General features: G+C 31.0%; 23 protein-coding genes. 14 read left to right on the top strand and 9 right to left on the bottom strand.

The window, feature by feature from the left end; translation table 11 throughout:
* Window positions 1-699 precede the first annotated feature (699 nt).
* Window positions 700-2,685, bottom strand: a complete 1,986-nt coding sequence (locus Q0739_RS06900; protein ID WP_298237971.1) for a putative porin — start codon at window positions 2,683-2,685, stop codon at window positions 700-702.
* Window positions 2,686-3,119: 434 nt separating this feature from the next.
* On the opposite strand from Q0739_RS06900, the gene Q0739_RS06895 reads away from it, so the two are divergent.
* From Q0739_RS06895 to Q0739_RS06875, 5 genes are all read left to right on the top strand, one after another.
* Complete coding sequence (locus Q0739_RS06895; protein ID WP_298237970.1) at window positions 3,120-3,719, top strand: ribonuclease HII; 600 nt, start codon at window positions 3,120-3,122, stop codon at window positions 3,717-3,719.
* Window positions 3,720-3,762: 43 nt separating this feature from the next.
* The gene (locus tag Q0739_RS06890) at window positions 3,763-6,195 is read left to right on the top strand and encodes a ribonuclease HII (protein ID WP_298237969.1); all 2,433 of its coding nucleotides are present in this window, start codon (window positions 3,763-3,765) and stop codon (window positions 6,193-6,195) included.
* Window positions 6,196-6,604: 409 nt separating this feature from the next.
* Window positions 6,605-7,711, top strand: a complete 1,107-nt coding sequence (locus Q0739_RS06885) for a T9SS type A sorting domain-containing protein (protein ID WP_298237968.1) — start codon at window positions 6,605-6,607, stop codon at window positions 7,709-7,711.
* Window positions 7,712-7,775: 64 nt separating this feature from the next.
* The gene (locus tag Q0739_RS06880; protein WP_298237967.1) at window positions 7,776-8,825 is read left to right on the top strand and encodes a nucleoid-associated protein; all 1,050 of its coding nucleotides are present in this window, start codon (window positions 7,776-7,778) and stop codon (window positions 8,823-8,825) included.
* A gap of 92 nt (window positions 8,826-8,917) precedes the next feature.
* Window positions 8,918-9,394 carry a hypothetical protein gene (locus tag Q0739_RS06875; RefSeq protein WP_298237966.1) on the top strand — a complete coding sequence of 159 codons (477 nt, stop codon included), beginning with the start codon at window positions 8,918-8,920 and terminating at the stop codon, window positions 9,392-9,394.
* 46 nt (window positions 9,395-9,440) lie between these two features.
* On the opposite strand, the gene Q0739_RS06870 is transcribed toward Q0739_RS06875, so the two are convergent.
* Window positions 9,441-10,118, bottom strand: a complete 678-nt coding sequence (locus tag Q0739_RS06870; protein WP_298237979.1) for a uracil-DNA glycosylase family protein — start codon at window positions 10,116-10,118, stop codon at window positions 9,441-9,443.
* A gap of 120 nt (window positions 10,119-10,238) precedes the next feature.
* Between Q0739_RS06870 and Q0739_RS06865 the strand changes: the two genes are divergently transcribed.
* Complete coding sequence (locus tag Q0739_RS06865; RefSeq protein WP_298237965.1) at window positions 10,239-10,373, top strand: 30S ribosomal protein THX; 135 nt, start codon at window positions 10,239-10,241, stop codon at window positions 10,371-10,373.
* A 191-nt stretch (window positions 10,374-10,564) separates the two neighbouring features.
* Here Q0739_RS06865 and Q0739_RS06860 read toward each other — a convergent pair whose 3' ends face one another.
* The 3 genes from Q0739_RS06860 to rsgA all read right to left on the bottom strand — a co-directional run bounded on the left by Q0739_RS06860 (window position 10,565) and on the right by rsgA (window position 13,434).
* Window positions 10,565-11,290 carry a hypothetical protein gene (locus Q0739_RS06860; protein WP_298237964.1) on the bottom strand — a complete coding sequence of 242 codons (726 nt, stop codon included), beginning with the start codon at window positions 11,288-11,290 and terminating at the stop codon, window positions 10,565-10,567.
* A 51-nt stretch (window positions 11,291-11,341) separates the two neighbouring features.
* A complete protein-coding gene (gene yaaA / locus Q0739_RS06855; RefSeq protein ID WP_298237963.1) occupies window positions 11,342-12,100 on the bottom strand; it encodes a peroxide stress protein YaaA in 759 nt (252 codons plus the stop codon).
* A gap of 266 nt (window positions 12,101-12,366) precedes the next feature.
* The gene (gene rsgA, locus Q0739_RS06850) at window positions 12,367-13,434 is read right to left on the bottom strand and encodes a ribosome small subunit-dependent GTPase A (protein WP_298237962.1); all 1,068 of its coding nucleotides are present in this window, start codon (window positions 13,432-13,434) and stop codon (window positions 12,367-12,369) included.
* A 392-nt stretch (window positions 13,435-13,826) separates the two neighbouring features.
* On the opposite strand from rsgA, the gene Q0739_RS06845 reads away from it, so the two are divergent.
* Together Q0739_RS06845 and Q0739_RS06840 are read left to right on the top strand one after the other, a co-directional pair.
* Window positions 13,827-14,066 (top strand): CopG family transcriptional regulator, encoded by a 240-nt coding sequence (locus tag Q0739_RS06845; RefSeq protein ID WP_298237961.1) that lies wholly within the window; start codon window positions 13,827-13,829, stop codon window positions 14,064-14,066.
* Complete coding sequence (locus tag Q0739_RS06840) at window positions 14,059-14,346, top strand: type II toxin-antitoxin system RelE/ParE family toxin (RefSeq protein WP_298237960.1); 288 nt, start codon at window positions 14,059-14,061, stop codon at window positions 14,344-14,346. Before Q0739_RS06845 ends, Q0739_RS06840 begins: the two co-directional genes overlap by 8 nt.
* A gap of 246 nt (window positions 14,347-14,592) precedes the next feature.
* On the opposite strand, the gene Q0739_RS06835 is transcribed toward Q0739_RS06840, so the two are convergent.
* Window positions 14,593-15,627: an RluA family pseudouridine synthase gene (locus tag Q0739_RS06835; protein ID WP_298237959.1), complete on the bottom strand. Its 1,035-nt coding sequence runs from the start codon at window positions 15,625-15,627 to the stop codon at window positions 14,593-14,595.
* A gap of 3 nt (window positions 15,628-15,630) precedes the next feature.
* Complete coding sequence (locus Q0739_RS06830; RefSeq protein ID WP_298237958.1) at window positions 15,631-16,185, bottom strand: PASTA domain-containing protein; 555 nt, start codon at window positions 16,183-16,185, stop codon at window positions 15,631-15,633.
* Between the two features lie 165 nt (window positions 16,186-16,350).
* Between Q0739_RS06830 and Q0739_RS06825 the strand changes: the two genes are divergently transcribed.
* From Q0739_RS06825 to Q0739_RS06810, 4 genes are all read left to right on the top strand, one after another.
* Entirely contained in the window at window positions 16,351-17,331 is a 981-nt protein-coding gene (locus Q0739_RS06825; RefSeq protein WP_298237957.1) for a D-alanine--D-alanine ligase, read from the top strand.
* A gap of 149 nt (window positions 17,332-17,480) precedes the next feature.
* Window positions 17,481-17,936, top strand: a complete 456-nt coding sequence (gene coaD / locus Q0739_RS06820; RefSeq protein WP_298237956.1) for a pantetheine-phosphate adenylyltransferase — start codon at window positions 17,481-17,483, stop codon at window positions 17,934-17,936.
* On the top strand, window positions 17,936-18,346 hold the full coding sequence (locus tag Q0739_RS06815) for a VOC family protein (RefSeq protein ID WP_298237955.1): 411 nt from the start codon (window positions 17,936-17,938) through the stop codon (window positions 18,344-18,346). The genes coaD and Q0739_RS06815 overlap by 1 nt, the downstream gene beginning before the upstream one ends.
* 82 nt (window positions 18,347-18,428) lie before the next feature.
* Entirely contained in the window at window positions 18,429-18,875 is a 447-nt protein-coding gene (locus tag Q0739_RS06810) for a HEAT repeat domain-containing protein (RefSeq protein WP_298237954.1), read from the top strand.
* 33 nt (window positions 18,876-18,908) lie between these two features.
* On the opposite strand, the gene Q0739_RS06805 is transcribed toward Q0739_RS06810, so the two are convergent.
* Window positions 18,909-20,522, bottom strand: a complete 1,614-nt coding sequence (locus Q0739_RS06805) for a SulP family inorganic anion transporter (RefSeq protein WP_298237953.1) — start codon at window positions 20,520-20,522, stop codon at window positions 18,909-18,911.
* Window positions 20,523-20,658: 136 nt separating this feature from the next.
* On the opposite strand from Q0739_RS06805, the gene Q0739_RS06800 reads away from it, so the two are divergent.
* The gene (locus tag Q0739_RS06800) at window positions 20,659-22,395 is read left to right on the top strand and encodes a M14 family metallopeptidase (protein ID WP_298237952.1); all 1,737 of its coding nucleotides are present in this window, start codon (window positions 20,659-20,661) and stop codon (window positions 22,393-22,395) included.
* Between the two features lie 4 nt (window positions 22,396-22,399).
* On the opposite strand, the gene Q0739_RS06795 is transcribed toward Q0739_RS06800, so the two are convergent.
* On the bottom strand, window positions 22,400-22,981 hold the full coding sequence (locus Q0739_RS06795; RefSeq protein WP_298237951.1) for an NUDIX domain-containing protein: 582 nt from the start codon (window positions 22,979-22,981) through the stop codon (window positions 22,400-22,402).
* A gap of 129 nt (window positions 22,982-23,110) precedes the next feature.
* On the opposite strand from Q0739_RS06795, the gene pyrE reads away from it, so the two are divergent.
* The gene (pyrE, locus tag Q0739_RS06790) at window positions 23,111-23,755 is read left to right on the top strand and encodes an orotate phosphoribosyltransferase (RefSeq protein ID WP_298237950.1); all 645 of its coding nucleotides are present in this window, start codon (window positions 23,111-23,113) and stop codon (window positions 23,753-23,755) included.
* The last annotated feature ends 67 nt before the right edge of the window (window positions 23,756-23,822 follow it).

Here is a 23,822-nt window from a genome sequence, read left to right as displayed (position 1 = left end):
AAATTAAATCGTTTCCAATCTAATTTTTACGCTGTCAATTCAATATGTTTATGAACTTTTTTTGTCTTAACTTAAAGCCTTTCCTCCTTAAGCGGGTGCAAATATAAAACCCTTTTTTATACCACACAATACTTTTTAAATCTTTTTTTTAAGAAAAATTTCTACACCATTCTTTAAACTTAAAAACTATCTAATATAAATGAACTTTTTGCTTATACTGCTGAGCTTCTATACCCCGTTTTAGCGGGTGCAAACATACTATCCTTTTTTAATTCTACAATACCTTTTTTAATCTTTTTTTTTACTTTTTTTTATCCCTCTCTTAAACCCCTTGTTTTCTGTACTTTATAACAACTAATCTTATTAACTTTATTGCTGGTTGAAACCTAATAGGTGACTAAATACTAAATACAGGGGCGAGGAATGTAGAACGAAACGACACTAAAACATATAAACTGTGATTGGAATGATGGCTTCTTTAAACTTAATGAATAAACCAATATGTTAACTAACTTCTTAGTTGATTTAAAATATAAACAATACAAATACACCCCGCTTTAGAGATAGTAGTAGAAAGCACACAGCACAACGAAGCAGGGACGAGGATTTGGAACCCTTCGACTACGCTCAGGATAAACTCAAGCATAAACCAACCTTAGAAAGGGAAGACCATAATTAAAATTATAAAAAGTAAATATACTAGAGAAAGAAATTCCACACTACACCAAAACGTACTGAGAAATCTCTGTATGGATTATTGGGTGCTGAAAAATAATTGTACCCAGTAAAGGCTGCATTGAAATGTTCTGCTTTTAAATAAATTCTTGTTTGACGAATTTTAGCATTTATAAAGAAATCTAGACGCGGAAAATCTCCAAATTCTCTATCTGTTTGAACATAAAACTCGGCAAGTAAGGGATTATAAGCATTCATATAATAGCTTGTAAAGTAATTGAATGTTATTCCTGTTTGCAGATACATTGCTTTTTTAAACATATGCGTGGAATAATATAATGTATTACGAGTGGTTAGCTCTGGGACATTAAATACATTATTATCTTCTTGAACATTTTGATATAGTATGGTATTGTTTAAAGCAAACTTTCCGTATTTAATTTCATTAGCTAATTTAACTCTTAAATAGTTTATGGAGTTAGAGGTTTGAAAAGGCTTTATTGGGTTTGGGTTTTCATTTGTGATGCTCGAATCATCTATTTTAAAATAGGCGTAGTCGCTTATTGTAGAATAATCTATTGTTATATCTGCTAGGTCTTTATATTTTACCTGAAATGCTAATTGTTGCGTTTCGGTATTATTGAAATTGTTTTGCCAATTATAATTTGAATAGACACTTTGGTTTAGCAACATATTATAATTAGGTGCTTTTGAGCTATGATTTATTGATGCTTGGGCAAAAACCTCTTCATTGAGTTTAAACTTAGCCCTAGCTTTTAGAAAATTACCATCGAAATCTCCTGATATATTTAAGCCCAATTCTCCTTGAAGTTCGAATTTTTTAAATTGCTTTAAATATTTTCCGCCTGCTGAGAAGATATCTCCCTTTAGTCTATTTGTTATTGTCGTGTTACCTACAACTACTAATTTATTGTAACCGTAATTGTAATTATTATGACTTGCGTTAAATTGTAAATCGCCAATAATATTATTACTATAATTTAATTGCAATTGGTTATAAAAATTTTCTAATGTTACTTTATCTTTTAGTGAAGAACTTTTGGTAGCTTCTCCAAAAAAACTAATTGCAGCAGAAGACTGATCGTACTCAAAAAATTTATCTTCAAATGACATAATATGTCCAATACTCAATTTATTTTTAGATAATGAATCTTTTTTCTTGATAATCTTATAGTTATGTTCTAAATGAAATCGTTTGCCTTTTAAAACACTTTCTGCGTTTTCGAAGTTAACTTCTAAAATAGAACGATCTAAAAACTCTTCTGTGCCAGATTCAAAATCTACAACACTTCCGTCTTGTAATCCACCATTCTCTTGGTTTAACAAATCTTGAGTAACCATGTGAGCTCTTACTGAATAGCGTTTATTTTTGGTTAAATAATTAGTGGTAAATCTAAAATTTCCTGTACTTGTTAATAAATGCTGATAGTTACCAAGAGACCTTAGGCCTTTATAAGCAATTGAAAAATTAAATTGAGGCGACGTATTTACCGTAAAAAAGGAATCTACTAATTGCCCTTGCTCAAAAGCTGTTTTAAAAAACAATTCGGTTAAAGGTGTTGGGACTCTATAATAGTTGATATCTTCAATTTCCATATAATTAAAATGTCGCGCCCTAGCACCAAAATTTGGTCTTAAAAGGGTGTTTTGAAAATTATAGGTTAAGGTATTATAAGTTTGTCCTAAATTAGAAAAAGGCATTAAGCCAAAATTATCGCGACGCAAATAATTATATTTATACTCTTTTTGAATAGTAAGTGTAGTGTCTACATAAGTGGTGTCGTTCTTATGAGAAATTATTAGGTAGTCTTCTATTTTTGCTTTTGAGTTCTTAATATTTTTAATTCCGGTACTTCTACTTGATTTACCACTAAGGGTATCTTGAATATTTAATTCTCCTAAATTTTGAGATAGTCTCGTTGGTCTATCTTGAGCAAACAAAATATTTAAGCAACACATAAAAATGGAAGTCAGAATTATTTTCTTCATCAATTGTATGCCTTTTGATTTTTAATTTAGATAATTTTATTTAGGTGACAAAAGTAATTATTTGAACGCTAAGTGAAGTGAATTATTTTAAAATAAAGAAAGCCAGTAAAATTTTACTGGCTTTATCTATTATCACCCTAAAAAATAGGATGTTTAAATATTTATTTTGAGTTAGTCAGTGACAAACATCTTAATATTATCTTAAAAAACCAAAAAATAATATTAAAAAAACGATTATAAAATCAGATGCATATTTTTCATATTATTAAATTGGTAATTTTTATTGTAATTTTTTAATAATTTTATTGAATTGTATTAATTATATTAATAATTCAATAATGTCTTTTGTATTATTCTCAATTTTTGATATAAATATTTTATGTACGCATAATAATTTCTGGATAAAATTATAGATTTGATAATATTTTGCTCGTATGTTATTATTAAGATATTCTGAATTTGAACTTGAATGCGGCACGGATGAAGCTGGAAGAGGCTGTCTAGCAGGCCCAGTAACAGCCGCCGCGGTTATATTGCCAAAGGGTTTTAAAAACAAAATATTAAACGATTCTAAACAACTTAGTAAAAAGAAGCGGCATTCATTAAAGCCTATAATTGAAGAACAAGCTTTAAGCTTTGCTGTCGCGCATATATTTCAAGAAGAAATTGATAAAATCAATATTCTTAATGCCTCAATTTTGGCGATGCATCAATCTATTAATCAATTACAAACAACGCCAGAATTTATAATTGTGGATGGCAATCATTTTAAGCCTTATAAAAATATTCCTTTCGAAACTATTATTAAGGGTGATTCTAAATTTTTAAGCATTGCAGCAGCTTCGATTTTAGCAAAAACTTACAGGGATAATTATATGGAAAGAATTCATGAGGAATTCCCAATGTATAATTGGAAACAAAATAAGGGCTATCCTACCAAAGAACATCGCGAAGCTATTAAAGAATTTGGGGTTACAAAGTATCACAGAAAATCCTTTAAATTACTACCAGAACAATTGGCTTTGGAGTTTTAAAAGAGTAAAAAATGTACTAGGTTTGTAAAAACTAAATTACCCTATGCGCTTTCTTTGTTTTATACTATTAGCTACTACTCTTTTAGGCTGCTCTAATTCTAAAACAAATCGTTCTAAATTGATACATTTTATTCCAGAAAGCTGCTCTGTTATTATAAAAACTAATAATCTCGAAAGTTTAAAAAGCAGTATATATAATAATGATTTTTTATCTCATTTTTTAAAATCTAATTCTTTTAAATCATTAGAGTCTAAATTAACATGCACTTCTTTATTAAAACCTACTGGAAATGTATTAATAGGAATAAATAAATCTGAACAAGATAGTTTAGAATTTTCGCTAGTTACAAAACATCATGCGCAGTTATTTCAAAAAGATTCTGTCTCAAACTATATTGAAGAAACACTTAAATATGATAATAGAACTATTGTAAAATCTACATTAAACAACGTTGTTTTTTATAGCACAATTATAGATAGTATTTTTATAGCATCGTCTTCAAAATCAATAATTGATGGTGCTTTTGAAAAAGTTAATTTGAATGAACTTCTTGAAAAAACCTATAGTACCACAGATAATAATAAAACACTATCAGTTATTATTAAACCTAATAGCGACTTAATTAAATCATTTTTTATAGACAACACCATACCGCTTCATAGCTTTACAAACTATATTGCTTTAGATACTGATATTAATCAAAATAAAATAGTTTTAAGTGGCATTACTAAAGCGACAGATTCAAGTAAAAGCTTGATAAACGTCTTCAAAAATACGACTCCGCAAGAAAATCAAATTCAACATGTAACACCATCAAACAGTGACGGTTTTATGAGTATCACTTTTGATAATTATGAGGTTTTTCAGAATAATTTAGCTAAATTCAATCACAACGATTCTATATTTGAATCTACCTCGCTTTTTGATAATATAGTTGAAGTTGGTGTTATTTATGAATCTAAAAATAGAGCAGTTGTATTGCATTCTATTGATGCCATTGCAACTAAAGACGCCTTATTGGCTCAACAAAATGAAATTGACACTTACCGACAAGTAACTATTTATAATTTTAGTAATTCAGGATTGTTCGCTCAAAATTTTAAGCCATTTATTAGTTCAACAAACTTTACCAATTACTGTTTACTTGATAACTTTTTTGTGTTTTCAACAGATATGGAAATGACGCAAAACATTATAGCTAATTACCAAAACAAAACCACACTTAGCGGACGTAATTACTTTAAAGATATAAAAAGCGAACTAAGTGATGCCTCTTCGATGATGCTTATAATGAACCCATCAACACTCGAAAATGTAATAAAAAACAATTTCACTGAAAACTTAAATATTAATCTGACTAATTATAAGGTTTCGGGGCTTCAGTTTGTGTATGATACTAATTTCGCTCATGTAAACGGTATTATCAATAAAAGTAAAACTAGAGCTCTAGAGCATTCAATATCTGAAGAATTTAGCATCAAGTTAGAAAATGAATTGCTTACTAATCCACAATTCGTTAAAAATCATATTACAAAGCAAAAGGAAATTGTTGTTCAAGATATAAACAACAATTTATACTTGATTTCAAATCAAGGTAAAATTCTTTGGAAAAAACGTTTGCATGGTGCTGTTCTGGGTAAAATAAATCAGATTGATATTTACAAAAACGGCAGGTTGCAATTGGTTTTTGCTACTCCAAATCGAATATATGTTTTAGATAGAAACGGAAATGATGTTGCGCCATTCCCAGCTAAATTTAACGACGAAATAACACAACCTCTTTCGGTATTTGACTATGATAAAAAGAAGAATTACAGACTATTGGTAACACAAGGCAAGAATGTATTAATGTACAATACCAAAGCCAAAATAGTATCTGGATTCAAATTTAAGTCGGCAAATGGTATAATAAATCATCAACCTCAACATTTTAGAATTGGCAGTAAAGATTATATAACCATAAAAACAGATACTAAACTTTATATTTTAGATCGTACAGGAAAAAACAGAGTAACCCCAAAAACCAATAGCTCTTACTCTACTGAAGCGATTTATCTATACACCAACAAATTCACAACGACTTCTAAAGATGGTAAACTTGTTACTATAGACGCTCGAGGAAACGCTGCAATTCAAAATTTAAACCTTTCTTCGAATCATCATATCACAAGTTCTTCCAAGACTTTAGTTACGCAATCTGAAAACAAACTTTCCATTAGAAATAAATCTGTTGAAATAGATTATGGCAATTACATTGCGCCACAATTATTTTATATAAATGATAAAATTTATGTAACCACTACCGATTTGCAAACTCAAAAAGTATTTCTATACGATAGTCAGACTAAGTTATTGCCTAACTTTCCTGTTTATGGAAATTCAGCTATCGATATAGATAATATTGATACCGATAGAAATCTAGAATTTGTAACAAAAGGTGAAAGCAACTCGGTTATACTGTATCAAATAAATTAAAATACAGCGATAACATATTTGCTTATTAGAAACTAATTTCTATCTTTAATCCAGCTATTAATCAATTATTTACATTCAATTTCAAATCAAACAAAATACACTTTACAGATAATTAATTTTTCCATAAAGGACACATTCAATTTGTGACCTTCATAATAAATTGCTAGTATCTATTAAAAACCCAAGTCCTCGAATCTAGAGCGTCAAAGCAAATTGTTTTGGCGCTCGTTTTTTTTAAAATGTTACATACGTTGTAAAGAATGTTACATATGTAGCATTCATTAATGACTTTACATTATATTTTTATAGTTCCTCATTATGTTTTGCCTACTTTTTAAATCTAGTAGAGATGAAAAACATTGTATTTTTTTTAATAATTAATTTGGCCTTTACATTTTACTCACAAAATGTGAAATCACAAGAATACAAAATAGATTCCCTTCAGGTCTTCCAATGGAATAATCCTATATTAACTAATGACTGGTATCTGCTGCAGAGAAGCCATTATAACTATATATTTGATGATGCTTTCTTTTCTGGTGCAATAACATTTATTAAGGAAGACACCCCAAACCTTTGGAGGAATTCTAATTTATTTATTTTTTCCTATGGAGGAGAGAATTTAGATTTAACACAAGAAATTTATAAATTCTGGGATAATATTAACATGGTTTGGGTTAACATTTCAAAATCAGAATACTCCTATGATGGAGATGGTAATAACGATATAAAAACAAATTATACGCATGCAACAGACTGGGTTCTTTCTTCTCAAGAATTAAAAACTTATAATGGAGATAATCTTGTTATCGAAAATATTTTACAGCTATGGAACTCTAACATGGTGGATTGGGTCAACGATACACGCTCAACTCACGCTTTTAACGGCTCTTTAATAACAAAAGATGAGTTTTTTTCTTGGAATGGCGTTGACGATTGGAACATCATGGGAGACTCTAAAAGCACGTACACTTATAATGGCTCTTTAGTTACAGAAATATTATCTGAAACTAATATCGCAAATACTTATACAAATTCGTCTAAACAATCCTTCACTTACAACGGCACACTATTAGATGAAAATTTGAATGAAGATTGGGATGATATCTCATCTTCCTGGGTAAAATCTACAAGAAGTGTTTATACACATGGCGTCAATGACCAATGGGATGAAATTATATTTTACGATTGGATAAATTCTGCTTGGGTCGAAAATTTTAAAACCAAATATTTTTGGAGTGAAAAAGCATTAAGTACAAATAAAACTGAATTTGAAAACGCAAAAACTTTTCCAAATCCTACTCAAGATTTTGTGAATATTTCTCTTGCTAGCCCTACTAAGGAAAATAGTGAGCTATTAATTTATAATACAGAAGGAAAACAATTATCAAAATCAGAAATTAATAAAGGCACACAATACATCTCATTTAACATAAATAATTTTAAAAATGGCATGTACTTTATTAAAGTAATATCTCAAGAACAAATTACAACTTTTAAAGTCATTAAAGAATAATTTAAAATTTTAGAACAATTAATTACTCGTAAATAAGTAGTATTGCAATTCTAAAATTTGTCTAATGATTTCAAGAAAAAACGCCTCCATCTCTAAATTTATAATCCATAAAGTTGGTAACAAGTTTAACGATACTAAAAATGCATTCTCAGAGAATTTAGTCGATTTCGACGAAGCTAGTTATGACCTTATGCTTCCTTTTTTATTGCGTCCATTTGGTAGTGAGGTACAGAGTTATCGTTTTAGCCATCATGCAAGTATCGCACTAAACGAAATAAATAATTACTCCACACAAATATTTAAAGACCATGATGCTTTTATTGAAGTTTCAAAGCATATTGTAACACATCTTTACGAGCAATCGACTTCTGCACAAATTAAAACAGGCGATGTTTTGGTGGTTCTTTTTGAAGGTATTGAATATGGAGATATGACAACAAATGCGATTGGTATTTTTAAAATTGAAAATAAGGTGAACTTTTTTCAAACTTATTTAGAAAACAAAAGCTATGATGTTTTAGTACAAAAAGGCATTAGTTCGAAAAAAGTAGATAAAGGTTGCCTAATCTTAAATCAGAATGATACTGAAGGCCCTATAATACTAAGTGTCGATAATAATAGTTACGATGCACAATATTGGATTAATCAGTTTTTAAATATTAAATATGCCGATGACGCTAATAACCACACACAACAATACATAGAACTCTGTAAAGAATTCTCTACCGAAATTTTAAAAACAAATTATGGCGCTCAAGAACAGAATACGTTTTTAGCAAAAACCATTGATTTTTTTAAAGAAAATGAAACGGTAAATATTGAGCTTTTTAAAGAAGATGTCTTTGATGAAGAAAAGCACATAAGACAATTTGAAGATTACAAAAAAGATTATGAAAGTGAACAAAATTTGGTTATTCGAAATCAATTTGATGTTGCCGAACGTGTTGTAACCAAAGAAAAGCGTAAAATTAAAACCGAAATAAAGCTAGACACCAATATTCAAATAAAACTCGATATAGATGCTCCAGATGCTTCTGAAGAATATTTAGAACGTGGTTATGACGACGAAAAAAAAATGCATTACTACAAAGTGTTTTTTAATGCTGAAGCTTAAAAGCCTTATAAAACTGTTAAATATTTCATGTATCTTCGTTAAGAGGCAGATGTAAAATAACTTATTGTAACTGACCTGTTAAAATTAAACCTATGAAATACTTTAATATTCTTGCACTACTCTTATTAACTTCGGTCATTTCTTTTTATTCATGCAATGATAGTACTAAACCGAAAAAAGAAAACACCATAAAACCAACCGAAACTGAAAATATAGTAACTACACCTAGTACCACTACTCAAAATAATACGAGTACTCAAACTACGCAAAGCTCGACGGGACAGGTCTTTCATTATACTTGTATTAAAGGGTGTTCTGGAGGTGCAGACTCAGCAGTAAATTGCAAAACTTGTGGTAATCTTTTAGTCCATAATGCTGCTTTCCATAATAAGCCCAACAGCACACCTCCAGCTGGACCATTTCTTACACCTACTACTAATTCATCTCAAAATGCATCTGGCGTATTTCACTATACTTGTTCAAATGGATGTTTAGGCGGATCGGGATCTGCTGGCAATTGCAGCACTTGTGGTAACACGTTGGCACATAATGCGGCTTATCATCAGTAAGTATTAAACAGTTTGAAAGATAGTATTCAAAAAAGCTGTCTATTTTTTAAAAATATTCACGATACTGCATCACGCGAAAATCGAAAGTGTTGAAATTAGGATTTTTAGCTTTTAGTTGTTTATAAAGTGGTAATCTACTTATTGAAATATTAGCAGCACCAGAACCTGAAGTTAAAGAAACGGTTTTGACAATTCTTGAGATACTTTGACTGCCCTTAGTGTGACACAATGCAAATTTATGTATTCTAGGAACTTCGTTAGAAACCAATTCTAACTTCAAATTATATTCCTTTAAATGCTTCCTAAAAAAATATTCTGGTCCATTTTTACTGTTACCTCCTGTAAATAATATAGTTTCAATACTCGGAAACTGCTTAATATACCCTATAATATTACGCAGCTTAATGTTTTTCATCCCTAAATCGGATGCATCAATTTTATCGCGTTCGGCACTTTCAACAATATCACAAACACCTATTTTATTTTCGATTAAAAACTCTTTTCGTTCATTAATAGCTTCTTGAGAATTATCATATCTTAAATTTAGATTATTAATTTTATCAATAAACAACCAAAGTGAGTTGTAATAACTTCCGTAGCAGAAATCCACATCCTTCTTTAAAAGTTTGCCAGTAGAAAAGCGAGGTGGTGGCAAGGTACCAACTATTAATTTTGTAGTGTCTTGTTGTATGAATGGTTGATATGGGTGTTTGTGCTTAAACATTTTGATATCTAAATAATTTGCCAAAAACCTTATTTTTTTGTAATTTAAGAATAAAGACCTTATTAATGTTTCCTCCCGATAGTTTTTGGGGTTATCGGGAAGAAAAAAACTTTATTTATTATGGGAAAAGGCGATAAAAAAACGAAAAGAGGCAAAATTAATCGGGGTACTTTTGGTGCTAGACGACCACGGGTAAAAAAGAAGTTAGCCATTGAAACTAAAATTGACATTAATAACAAAGCTACACCTAAATAACATCTTCCTCTTAACACATTGTGCATTTTTATAAAACTCTGTCAATTCGAGTGAATTTGACGAATGAAATGAGTGAAATTTGTATCGAGAATAGGATTTTTGTTTATGAATTAGTTCTCGATACAATTTTTTTTCAAAAAAAATCACTCGAACTGGCATTTTGGAAAGTATTTAGCTCAACAGATTTCCTCTTAATTTATTTCTATTAAAAGTTTTTCAACTTCTTGAATTGTTAACCTATATATACGTTTGTTTGGTTTTGTCATGTATTGAGATTCTGTTTTAATCTCTTCAAGAATATCTTTTGCCTCTTCTTTTTTGCTTCTACTTAATAAAAATTTTGCGAGAATTAGGCGCTCTTCATAAAAAGAATAGCGAATATCTATTTCTTTTAAATTTGTTTCTGCTTCTTCTATTTTTCCAACTTTTTCTAAAGCCAATCCGTACAAAAATTGAGATCGAGACTTTTTAAATTCTGGATGGTCCTTTATTTTTTCTGTATACGAAATGACTTTCTCACAATCTTCTAAATTAAAGTAACACTCTATTAATTGCTTTATAACATAAAAGTCGTTTTGCTTGTTTCCTTCAATGGAATCTAAATAATAAGGAATTGCATTTTTATAATCTTTATTTTCTAAATAAGCGTCTGCTAAATTCACCCTGTTTTGATAAGATTCTGAAAATTCAAGTTGTTTTTCTAAATCCTTAATCTTTTTAGTAGGATTAATTATATGTGTAATCTCATTTGTTATTTTTTCTGCATCACGCTTATTGTAAACCTGAGTAATCAAGTAAATAACACAACCTATTAGTGGCAAAAGCAGAATTAAAATCCACCAGTAAAAAGCATTTCTATGTTTATAAAGATGATAAAGGCAGTAGGCTTGAAGGGCAATAATAAAGTAGAAATACATTTAAACTAATCTGTTAAAAAGTGGATTCCTGCGGTCGCAGGAATGACAAATTTATCGAATAAAAACTAAATCATTATCTTTTGACATGTCTTCGCTAAAACCATAACCACCATAATTAAAACCTTTTAAATCATCAATAGTTTTTGCGTTGGTATCAACAACATAACGCGCCATCATACCACGTGCAGCCTTTGCAAAAAACGAAATCATTTTATACTCGCCATTTTTAAAATCTTTAAAATTTGCAGTTACAACTGGCACTTTTAAGGCTTTGGTATCAATAGCTTTAAAATACTCGTTACTAGCTAAGTTTAAGAATAATTCATCGTCCTCAAGTTCTTCGTTTAAGGCTTTAGTGATGTCTTTTTTCCAGAATTCATAAAGATTCTTTTTTACTCCAACTTTTAATTTTGTTCCCATTTCTAAACGATATGGCTGAATTAAATCGGTTGGCTTTAAAACACCGTATAAACCTGAAAGGATGCGGACTGTATTTTGTAGCGTGCCTAGTTTTTCTTGTGGAATGGTATAGGCATCTAAACCTCTATACACATCGCCGTTAAAAGTATAAACCGCAGGTCTTGAATTTTCTGTTGTGAAAGGTAATTTCCATGACTGATTACGCTCGTAATTTAACTGTCCTAACGCATCAGAAATACTCATGAGTTTTGATAAGCTTCTTGCCGATTTTGTTTTAAGTAGTTTATTTAAACGCTCTGATTGTTTTAAAAACTGTGCTTCAGTATGCTGTGCAGTTGGTAACGGGCTTTCAAAATTCAAAGATTTTGCTGGAGATATTACTAATTTCATGAATCAAGCTGTTTTTTCAATTCAAATTTACAATTACTAATTTACTTTAGAAATTTAAGACTAGAATTATTTGTGATGTGGTTATAGATTGAATTGATTACTTGACTTTGTAAAAAATTTCGGCTAACTTCGTTTAACGGTCTTGTGTATGAGCAGTAGCGGATTTAACGCAACTACTTTTCGAATTGAAATATACTTAAATTAAATGAAATAGCGGCTTGAATTGGCACTCAAACCGCTATTGATTATACACGTCTTTGTTGTGCTTAGTACTTATTTGATTTTTTTAAGTTTTTAAATTGTTTTACCATTTTTCCAAAATTTTTATCCTTTTTCCGTTTTTCAGCAACAGTCGATTCAAAATGTTCTTTTTCTCGATTCATTTTCAGATAATTTTCATAGAATAATTTATCTACTTTTTCTGTTTCAACGGCTGAGATAACAGCACAACCAATTTCTATTGTATGGGTACAATCTTTAAATTTACAATTTTTAGATAACTCAATTATTTTTTCAAATGTTTTTTCCAACCCTCCAATTGAATCTGCAATACCCACTTCTCTTATTCCGGGATTGTCAATTATAATTCCACCATTTTCAAGAACTATTAACTCTCGGTGGCTAGTAACATGCCGTCCTTTATTTGTACTAGTGCTAATCGTATTTGTTTTCATCAGTTGTTTACCTGAAAGATTATTTAAAAGACTTGATTTTCCTACTCCTGACGAGCCCAACAAGCAGTAAGTTTTGCCTTTTACTATGTGCTTTTTCACTCTCTCAATCCCTTTTTGGGACTCATTGCTTATAGCAATTACTGGTACTTGCTTCACTCTTTCTTGAACTTTAGACATCAAATCATTTAAAACGGTATCGTTTATCAAGTCAATTTTATTGAGAATGATAATCGGTTTTACATTGGATGTATTGCAAATTGTTAGATATCTTTCTATTCGATTGATATTAAAATCTCTGTCAACTGCTTGTACTATAAAAGCAAAGTCAATATTTGTTGCTATAATTTGTTTTTCCCCTTGTTTGCCAACTGCTTGTCTTTCAATTATGGTTTTTCTAGGAAAAATAGAGTGTATGAGAACTTTATTATCATCATATTCAGAAATTGCAACCCAATCTCCTACAGCAGGAAAATCTTCACGAGTATTTGCAGTATATCTCAAATTTCCTGTAATTTCTGCATCAAATTCCCCTTTTTCTGTTTTAACAATATATCTTTCTTTATGCTCTGAAATAATTCTCCCAACTTCAAAGTTTATTAGATTATATTGAATTCTTAATTTTTCTATTTTGTCGTTATATCCGAAATGTTCTAATTTCATATTCTGTGTATTTTAAAATATCGCAAACACTTACAGTATTCGTAAATTAACTTAAATACAAAAGCGTTCACAATTGATGTGTTTATTTGTAAAATGTAAATAGGTAGAAATGCTTCAGGTTATTACCTGAAGTAAAGAATAGTGATAGTCAAAGAAAATTGACTATCTATTTTACAATATCCGAATATGATATTACAGATGTAATAGACATAAAATTTAATTAGAATGTTAAATTAAGAAATTTCTCTTATAAAGTTCAAATAAAGAGAGTGTTTTTGTATTAAGCACAACGTTGGATATAAAATATTAAACCGACCCATATCCTTAAAAACATTGGCAACAATTTTAAAATGATTCGAATTTGGTGTATATTTACATCAAATAAATAAATTATGGCAAGACAAAGTATATCATTCACAAAGCCAAACGATGAATGGCTAAAAGCTCAAGTGGATAAAAAAGAGTATTCAAGTAAGAGCGAACTAGTAAATGACTTAATTAGACAAGCTCGAAAACAACAAGTTGAAATTAATTGGATTCGCGCTAAATTGGAGAAAGCCGAAAATAGCGGATTTACAAGTGAAAGTAAAACAGAAATTTTAGCGCAATCAAAGTCTTTACTTAATGACTAAATATAGATTAAGCAATGAAGCTAAAAATGACTTGATAAGGATTCATCATTACGGTGTGAAAAAATTTGGAATGACTCAAGCAGACAAATACTTTGAATCATTTTTTAAATATTTCGAAATTATTGCTCAAAGACCTTTTTCATTTGAATCGGTTGACTATATAAAAAGAGACTACAGGCGCTGTATTTGCGGAGTTGACAGCATTTATTTTAAAGTAAATGAGGATATTATAGAAATAATGGCAATTATAGGAAGACAGGATTTGAATGAAAAACTGTAACCTGGATTAATAAAAATTGTTGCATACAACGTATAAAATTAATGCTTGGGTCTGTACTTAAAACCAGTGATTTGTCCTGTTTTGTTACTTCTAATTTTCCTGCGGAAACTCCTTGCAATGACTTCTAAAAAGATATAGCCTTTCGACTTCGCTTAAGATAAACTCCAATCTTGACCCCTTTTCGAGGTAACGCCCAAATAATAAAAATAGAATTCTGATTTAAGAGACTCCTGATTTCGCAAAAATTTACATCTCTTGATGCTTAGTATACCCACGCCACTTTTCAATACACAATTGCATATCCTCTGGAACTGGTGTTACAAATTTCATAAACTCACCTGTTTTAGGATGCTCGAAACCTAACGTTTTTGCGTGAAGCGCTTGCCTTGGTAAGACTTTAAAACAATTCTCAACAAACTGCTTGTATTTGGTAAAAGTTGTACCCTTTAATATTTTTTCACCGCCATAGCGTTCATCATTAAAAAGCGTGTGTCCAATATGTTTCATGTGTACACGAATTTGATGGGTTCGACCAGTTTCTAATTTACAAGACACTAAAGTAACATAGCCTAAACGCTCTATAACTTTATAATGTGTAACAGCGGGTTTTCCTTTATCTGCTTCATCATCTAAATAAACCGTGTTTTGTAATCGGTTTTTAGGATGTCTACCAATATTACCTTCTATAGTGCCTTCATCTTCTTCAACATTTCCCCAAACTATAGCTACATATTCGCGTTCACTCGTTTTATTTGCAAACTGCAAAGACAAATGCGCCATGGCTTGCTCGGTTTTAGCAACCACTAAAAGTCCGCTTGTATCTTTATCAATTCGGTGTACCAACCCTGGGCGTTCACTTGAATTATTAGGTAGATTATCAAATCTGTAAATCAAGGCATTAATTAAAGTGCCAGAATAATTACCATGCCCTGGATGTACCACCATACCTGCAGATTTGTTAACAACTAATAAGTAGTCATCTTCATAAACCACATCAATTGGAATATCTTCTCCTACCAATAAATTTTCAAAAGGCGGGTGCGAAAACAATACTCTAATTTTATCAAATGGTTTTACTTTGTAATTAGATTTTACGGCAACATCGTTTACAAAAACACTTCCATTTTTTGCTGCAGCCTGTATTTTGTTTCGGGTTGCGTTTTCAACAAAATTCATTAAATATTTATCAATACGCAACGGAGCTTGTCCTTTATCTACGGTAAATGCGTGGTGTTCGTAAAGATTGTCTTCGTCTGGTAATTGCGGTGTGTAGTCGTCCATTATTTAAGGTCTGTTACCATTACCAAGCACCAAATCGATAACCGATGTTTTTTGAAGCATATCTCCAGGCTTAATGGTTTTTCCTTTATAAAGCATTCTTAAAACCAAATCTTTACCAATATTGTTTTCATAAGTAAGTTTACCAACTTTAAAACCTAAAGCCTCTAGTGTAGGTTTTGCTTGTCTAAAAGTACGTTCCTTTAAATCTGGAACTAAAATTTTTCTATAGCCAGACGGATTAAGTGTTAAGTATATTTTTCTGTTTTCCTTTACTTTAGATCCAGCAAGTGGCTCTTGCTCGATAACTGAAAACTTAGGATATTTTGGATTAAAGTTAGCAGAATCCTGTATTTGCATTACTAAATTATTCTCTTCTAATTCTATTTGTGCAACGCTAATAGATTTACCCGTTAGGTTTGGAACAGTTTCAAAATCGCCATGATTTGTAGATACTTTTAACCATTTTAAAATAATAAAACATAAAACAATGAGGGCTACAATAGCCAATGCCATTTGTTTTAAAAATATTTTACTTGAAAGAAATTTAATGATACTCATTTACAGAATTTTCAATTAGGCAAATATATAAAAACCGAACTGTTTTTTCTTTTGCTATTTATATGATATTTTAGCTATACCTAATTTAGATACGTTTTATTGTTGGGTTTGGACTGATAGAAATTTTAATTAAAAGATTTCAGCCTTCACAGAAATAGATAAAATATGCTTACAAGAAAAAATATAGCCATTATTATGGGCGGATATTCTAGCGAATATCAGATTTCTTTAAAAAGTGGCAACGTTGTTTTTGAAACGTTAGACAGCTCGAAATACAATGGTTATCGCATCCATATTTTTAAAGACAAATGGGTATATGTAGATTCCAATAATGCAGAATTTCCTGTTGATAAAAATGATTTCTCTGTAAGAGTTGCCAATCAGGTTATACGTTTTGACTGCGTATTTAACGCCATTCATGGGTCTCCTGGAGAAGATGGTTTTATGCAAGGTTATTTCGATTTATTAAATATTCCTCACACAAGTTGCGATATGTACCAAGCAAGCTTAACTTTTAACAAACGTGATTGCCTAAGTGTTTTAAAACCTTATGGCATAAAAACTGCTGAATCCTTTTATGTAAATCTTGGTGATACTATTAATGAAGACAATATTATTAATAAAGTAGGATTGCCCTGTTTTGTAAAAGCTAATAAAGCAGGTAGTAGTTTTGGAGTAACCAAAGTGCATAAAAGAGAGAACTTACAAAATGCCATTGACGTAGCTTTTAAAGAAGATGACGAAATTATTATTGAATCTTATCTAGATGGCACCGAAGTCTCGGTTGGTGTTATAACTTATAAAGGAAAAACCAAAGTGTTACCCATTACAGAAATAGTTTCTGAAAACGATTTTTTCGATTATGAAGCTAAATACTTAGGGAAATCTCAAGAAATAACTCCTGCTCGGTTAAGCAAAGAGCTAGAAGACAAAGTGATTACTGAAGCTAAAAAAGTATATGAAGTATTAAAAATGAAAGGCTTCTCAAGAAGCGAATTTATATTTAAAGATGGTGAACCTTATTTGTTAGAAATGAATACCGTTCCAGGTCTTACTAGAGAAAGTATTTTACCTCAGCAAGCGGCAGCAGCAGGAATTAGTCTTAGTGACCTGTTTGACAATGCAATACAAGAAGCTTTAAAATAGTGTTTGGTTTAAAGCACCAGTAGTCATCAAAAAATACTATATTTGATAAGCATTGAAATTACTTGTCATTCTGTACTTGATACGGAATCCATCAAAAATAGAATAAGTTTAAAAAATTCCTGCCTTCTCAGGAATGACAAAAGCAGAAAATGAAACGCGCATTATTTCCAGGATCATTTGATCCTTTAACTTTAGGACACTACGACATTATAAAACGTGGCATTACGCTTTTTGACGAAATTATTGTCGCTATAGGTGTTAATGGAAGTAAAAAATATATGTTCTCACTTGAAGAACGAAAAGCATTTATTAAAAAAGCATTTGCCGATGAACCAAAAGTAAAAGTAGCAACTTATGAAGGTTTGACTGTTGATTACTGTAAAGAAATTGGCGTTGAATTTATTTTACGGGGATTGAGAAACCCCGCAGATTTTGAATTTGAAAAAGCTATTGCACATACCAATCGGGACCTCGCTCCTATTGAAACTATTTTTCTTTTAACATCTGCACAAACATCTTACATTGCTTCTTCGATAGTACGCGATGTTATTAGAAATAATGGAGATTACACCAAATTGGTGCCAGATAGTGTAAGAGTTAAATAATGTCTGCATTTAACATTAACTTTCTAGACCACGTTGCTATTCGTGCTAAAAACATGAATATCTCTATTGAATGGTATACAAAAGTTATGGGCTTAAAAAAATACCAACTCGAAAAATGGGGTGAGTTCCCTGTATTTATGCTTTCTGGTAAAACTGGAGTAGCTATTTTTCCAGCAAATCTTAATGATGAAAAAGTTAATTTATTATCTAAAAATGTTAAGATAGACCATTTTGCCTTTAACATTTCAAATAGTGATTTTAAAAAAGCACAAGAATATTTCAATTCTATAAACGAACCTTTTCAATTTCAAGATCATTATTACTTTCACTCTATCTATCTCAAAGATCCTGATAATCATACAGTAGAACTTACTACTATTTTAGTCGATGAAAGTTCATTTTATATTTAAAAATTACATCAACCTAGAATGAAATTAATGTAACATTTCTTGTTTATTTTATACTAATAAGTAAGGGTTATTCCAACTTATTATGCTACATCAAATTATTTTCTTTCTTTTTAAATTAAGACTTATTCAGCCTTCTGAAAAGACGATAATTCTTTGGGAACAAACCGAGCAGGTTGATAAGCTAGAATACGCCCTAAAACACGGGAATTATAAAACTAGAAAGTTAGCGGCTGAAGCTTTAGAGCATGTAGGTAAACCATCATCAATTCCTGCACTTCTTAATTGCATATATGACAAAGTACATAATGTTTCTTTGGCTTGCTTAAATGCTCTTGAGCGTATAAATCCTTCAGAAGAAATAGTAAAAAACGTTATAAGAAAGCGTTTTATTTGGGATAAAGAAACACGCGAAAAGGATACAAAATATCAAGAAAATAGGAATAAAAAGCACAAAATCTATAGATGGGAACGCGCTAGCAAGAAGTCTTTTGATCGAGTAAAAGAACAACTAAAAAGACCTATGCGATAGCTAATGGCTAATAGCTAATAGCTAATAGCTAAATTACAACTTATACTCCGATAGCCCTTTAGTGAAAGCTTCAGGGTTTTCGGCTAAGTGATAACGTGGGTCGTCTATATCTTCAACAATAACTTCTCTAAACTTAGGGCTAGATTTATAAAGTAATATTTTACAGTCTTCACTCAAGTGTTTCAATTTAATTTGCTTGCCAGCAGCTTCATATTTATTAACCAAACTAAATATTGCTTCAATGGCAGAATGATCGCTAATTCTAGATTCAACAAAATCAACTTCCACCTTTTCAGGGTCATTCTTAACATCAAATTTTTCATTAAAAGCAATAATAGAACCAAAAAATAATGGCCCCCAGATTTCATAGATTTTTGTTCCATCATCGCGCATACGCTTACGTGCTCGAATACGTTTAGCATTCTCCCAAGAGAATACCAAAGCGCTAATAATAACTCCCGCAATTACCGCAATAGCCAAATCGAAAATAACGGTTAATGAAGATACAGCAACTAATACAATAACATCGCTAAATGGAATTTTGTTTAAAATTCTAAAACTACTCCATGCAAAAGTTCCAATAACTACCATAAACATAACACCTACTAAGGCTGCAATTGGAATTTGTTCAATATAACTAGACGCAAAAAGAATAAACATTAATAATAGTACTGCAGCCACAATTCCAGACAACCGTGTTCTACCCCCCGACTTTATATTAATTAATGACTGACCAATCATAGCACAACCGCCCATACCTCCAAAAAAGCCAGTTACAATGTTAGCACCACCTTGTGCCATACATTCTCTATTAGCATTGCCTCTTGTTTCTGTTAATTCGTCAATTAAATTAAGTGTCATTAATGATTCAATTAGACCAATGGCAGCAAGAATTAAAGCATATGGCCCAATAAACCAGAGTGTTTGCAGGTTAAAAGGTACTTTACTAAAAATATCTGTTTGAAATTGAGGAAGTCCACCTTTTAAACCTTCCCCGCCCCCATCAGTTATAAAACTACCAACCGTAGCTACATCTAAATTTCCAAAAATAACAATAGCAGATACCACTAAAATGGCTACTAGAGCCTCTGGTAGTTTTTTTGTAAGCTTGGGTAAACCAAACATAATTCCCATGGTTAAAGCGACTAAAGAAACCATAACCCAAAGTGAATTACCAGAAAACCAATCGCCATTCACATCTTTAAACATGCCCAATTGCGATAAGAATATAACAATCGCTAAACCGTTTACAAACCCCATCATTACTGGATGCGGAATCAATCTAACAAATTTACCAAGCTTTAAAACACCAGCTAGCATTTGGATAACACCCATTAATATTACGGTGGCAAATAAGTAGTATAAACCTAATTGTTCACTAGCTTCTCCCATGGCATTTCCTTCTGCAACCAAACTTACCATCACCACAGCTAATGCACCTGTAGCCCCACTAATCATACCTGGTCGACCTCCAAAAATAGAGGTAATTAAACCAATCATAAAAGCAGCATATAACCCTACTAACGGATCTACACCAGCAACGAACGCAAAAGCCACTGCTTCTGGAACTAATGCCAATGCAACAGTAATCCCACTTAAAATATCATTCTTGGCATTTGCAGCTCGCTTTCTAATAAATTCCGTCATGATTTGTATTTTGAAGCTGCAAATTTACAGTTAAAATGTTGAAGCGCAAGTTGTATTAGTATATTTTGAAAATTGAAATACTAAAACGTTTGAGAAATAAAACAATATAATTGTAGCTTTATAAAAATTTTATTGAATGAAAGCTATTCTTGTTATTTTAATCGTCTTTGTTTCCTGTAATCCAAACAATAATAAACCGTATTATGATTTTGAAACTCATTTCGAGAAATCAAAAGGATTAGAAACTGCTACCTACGAGCAAACAATTCAATTTTATGAAAACCTAGCTGAAGTTTATCCTGAAATTTTTATTGATTCTATTGGTGAAACCGATTCTGGAAAACCTTTACATCTTGTTATACTAAATAAGGACTTAGAGTTTAATTTTTCAGAAATAAGAAATAACGAAAAACGCATTCTATTAATTATGAATGGTATCCACCCAGGAGAGTCTGATGGTATTGATGCTACTATGATGCTCTTTAGAGATTTTGTTAATAACAACATTGAAATACCAAAAAACACGGTATTAGCAACTATTCCTATTTATAATATTGGCGGGAGTTTAAATAGAAATTCTACTACCAGAACCAATCAAAATGGCCCAAAAGAATATGGCTTTAGAGGAAATGCTAGAAATTATGACCTTAATCGAGATTTTATTAAATGTGATACAAAAAATACTAGAACCTTTACGCAAATTTTTCACATGGTAAAACCAGATGTTTTTATCGACAATCATGTAAGCAACGGTGCTGATTATCAATATACATTAACACATTTATTTACACAACATAATAAACTTGGAGAGGATTTAGGTAATTATTTACATACCCAAATGGCGACTAAACTAGAACAAAAACTAGCCGAAAAGAAATGGGATATAACACCATATGTAAATGTTTTTAATCAAGTTCCAGAAGAAGGGTTTGCTCAATTTTTAGACTACCCCAGATATTCTGTTGGTTACACCGCACTATTCAATACGTTGGGCATTACTGTTGAAACCCATATGCTTAAACCATACAAACAACGTGTTGAAGGCACCTATGCCCTTATGAAAAGCATGATAGATATCACTGAAGAAGATGGCAAGGAGATATCAAGCATTAGAAAAAATATGTTATTAAAACTATATGGAGGCAAATCTTATATTCTTAACTGGGTAGTTGACACCACGAAAGTTTCAACTATAAAATTTAAAGGCTATAATGCTGAAAAAACCACCAGTGAGATTACAGGATTTAACAGGTTGAAATATGACCAAACAAAGCCATTCACAAAAGAAGTTGCCTATCAAAATTATTTTAAACCTAGTTTAAAAGTAGAAATCCCTAAAGCTTATATTATACCACAAGGATGGCATCGTATTATTGATTTACTAAAACTAAATGATGTGGAAATGATTCAAATTGAAAAAGATACACTTATAGAGGTTGAGTCTTATCGAATTAGAGATTACAAAACTCGGCAACAACCTTATGAAGGACATTATCAACACTATGATGTATTTCTATCAAAATTAGATGAAAGTATTAAATTTATAAAAGGTGACTATCTAATTAATACAAATCAGCCTTCAATAAGATATATTTTAGAAACCTTGGAACCACAAGGACCAGATTCATTTTTTAATTGGAATTTCTTTGATACTATTTTACAACAGAAAGAAGGATTTTCTCCTTATGTATGGGAAGACAAAGCATTGAAATTACTAGAAAACAACCCAGAATTAGAAGCGACTTTCGAACACCGTAAAAAAGATTTAACAGTGTTTAGAAATAATTGGTATGCACAACTGGACTGGTTACATAAACAAAGTATACATTATGAAAAGGCACATTTACAATACCCTGTTTACAGAATCAATTGAATAACTAAACTAGCCTTCTAATATTGGCATAAGAGTTTTTCAATGCCTCTTTAATTTCTGTTTCACCAAGCCAAGACACTTTAGTAATCCCTTCTTCTTCTTGTGCAAATAAATCACCTTTAAAACTAGTCTTCATTTCAAACCAATAAGTGATTTTAATTTTATAACGACCATTACGTTTAAAAATATGATAAGTCGTTTCTATAGGTTTTGTTATTTCTAATCCAGCAACGCCCGTTTCTTCCATAACTTCCCGTAATGCTGTCTTTTCGATAGTTTCATTGCCTTCAGTTTTCCCTTTTGGCAAATCCCATTTATCGTTTCTATAAATAAACAAAACAGCACCTTCATCATTATAAACTTTTCCTCCTCCAGCAATGACATTTGGAAGTTTTTTTAAAAATTTTTTAAGAAGCTTATCTTTATTTTTATGAATCAAGCGAACTTCGCTTAAAGAAGTCGTATTAAGTCGTTTAATAACTTTAGCCATATTTGCCGTATCTAACAAATAATTCCTAAAACCATTCTCCAATTCAACCTTATTTGTTAATACAATTGGTTTATCTCCAACAAAAACTTGATACATGTTATCTTTAATAGTTCTCTAGTTGGTAAAAATATCATTTTTAGTAACACTTCTAACATTGTTGAAAAAAATATTTTAATTCAGTTTTAAGCACTATGTAGAACTAAATTTATGTGTAATTTTGCAACTATGATTTTCAACAAACATACCGCTAGAAAAACAGCCGAAGTTTTATTGCAAATTAAGGCTATAAAATTGAGTCCTAAAGAACCATTTACATGGGCATCAGGCTGGAAATCACCAATTTACTGTGATAACCGAATTATTTTATCTTTTCCTCCAATTCGTAATTACATACGAGAAACTATGGGAAAACAAATTGAAAAACAGTATGGTAAGCCAGATGCTATTGCTGGTGTAGCTACTGGCGCTATTGGTATAGGTATACTAGTGGCAGAATATTTAGGACTACCGTTTATTTATGTAAGACCAGACGCTAAAGGGCATGGGCGTAAAAACCAAGTTGAAGGCTTTATTGAAAGCGGACAAAATGTTGTTGTAGTTGAAGATTTAATTAGTACTGGCAAAAGTAGTTTGAATGCGGTAAAAGCACTTCGTGAAGCAGGCGTAAATGTAAAAGGCATGATTGCTATTTTCACCTATGGATTTGATGTTGCAAAAGAAAATTTTGAAAAGCAACAAGTCAAACTACAAACGCTTGGTAATTATGAAAGCCTACTGGAACAGGCAGTTTACACGAATTACATTTCTGAAAAAGAAGTAAAAACTTTATCGGAATGGAATTCTAATCCAAGTGAATGGAACGCTAATTGATATGTAAAAGTGAAATTGTTAGTCTTTAAGGCATTTAGTCAGAAAAAAATAAGGCACCTTAACAACT

This window comes from uncultured Algibacter sp. (genome assembly GCF_947487605.1).
Lineage (GTDB): Bacteria > Bacteroidota > Bacteroidia > Flavobacteriales > Flavobacteriaceae > Algibacter_D.
Note: the sequence above shows the minus strand (reverse complement) of the source record. Positions and strands in the feature narration are given on the sequence as shown.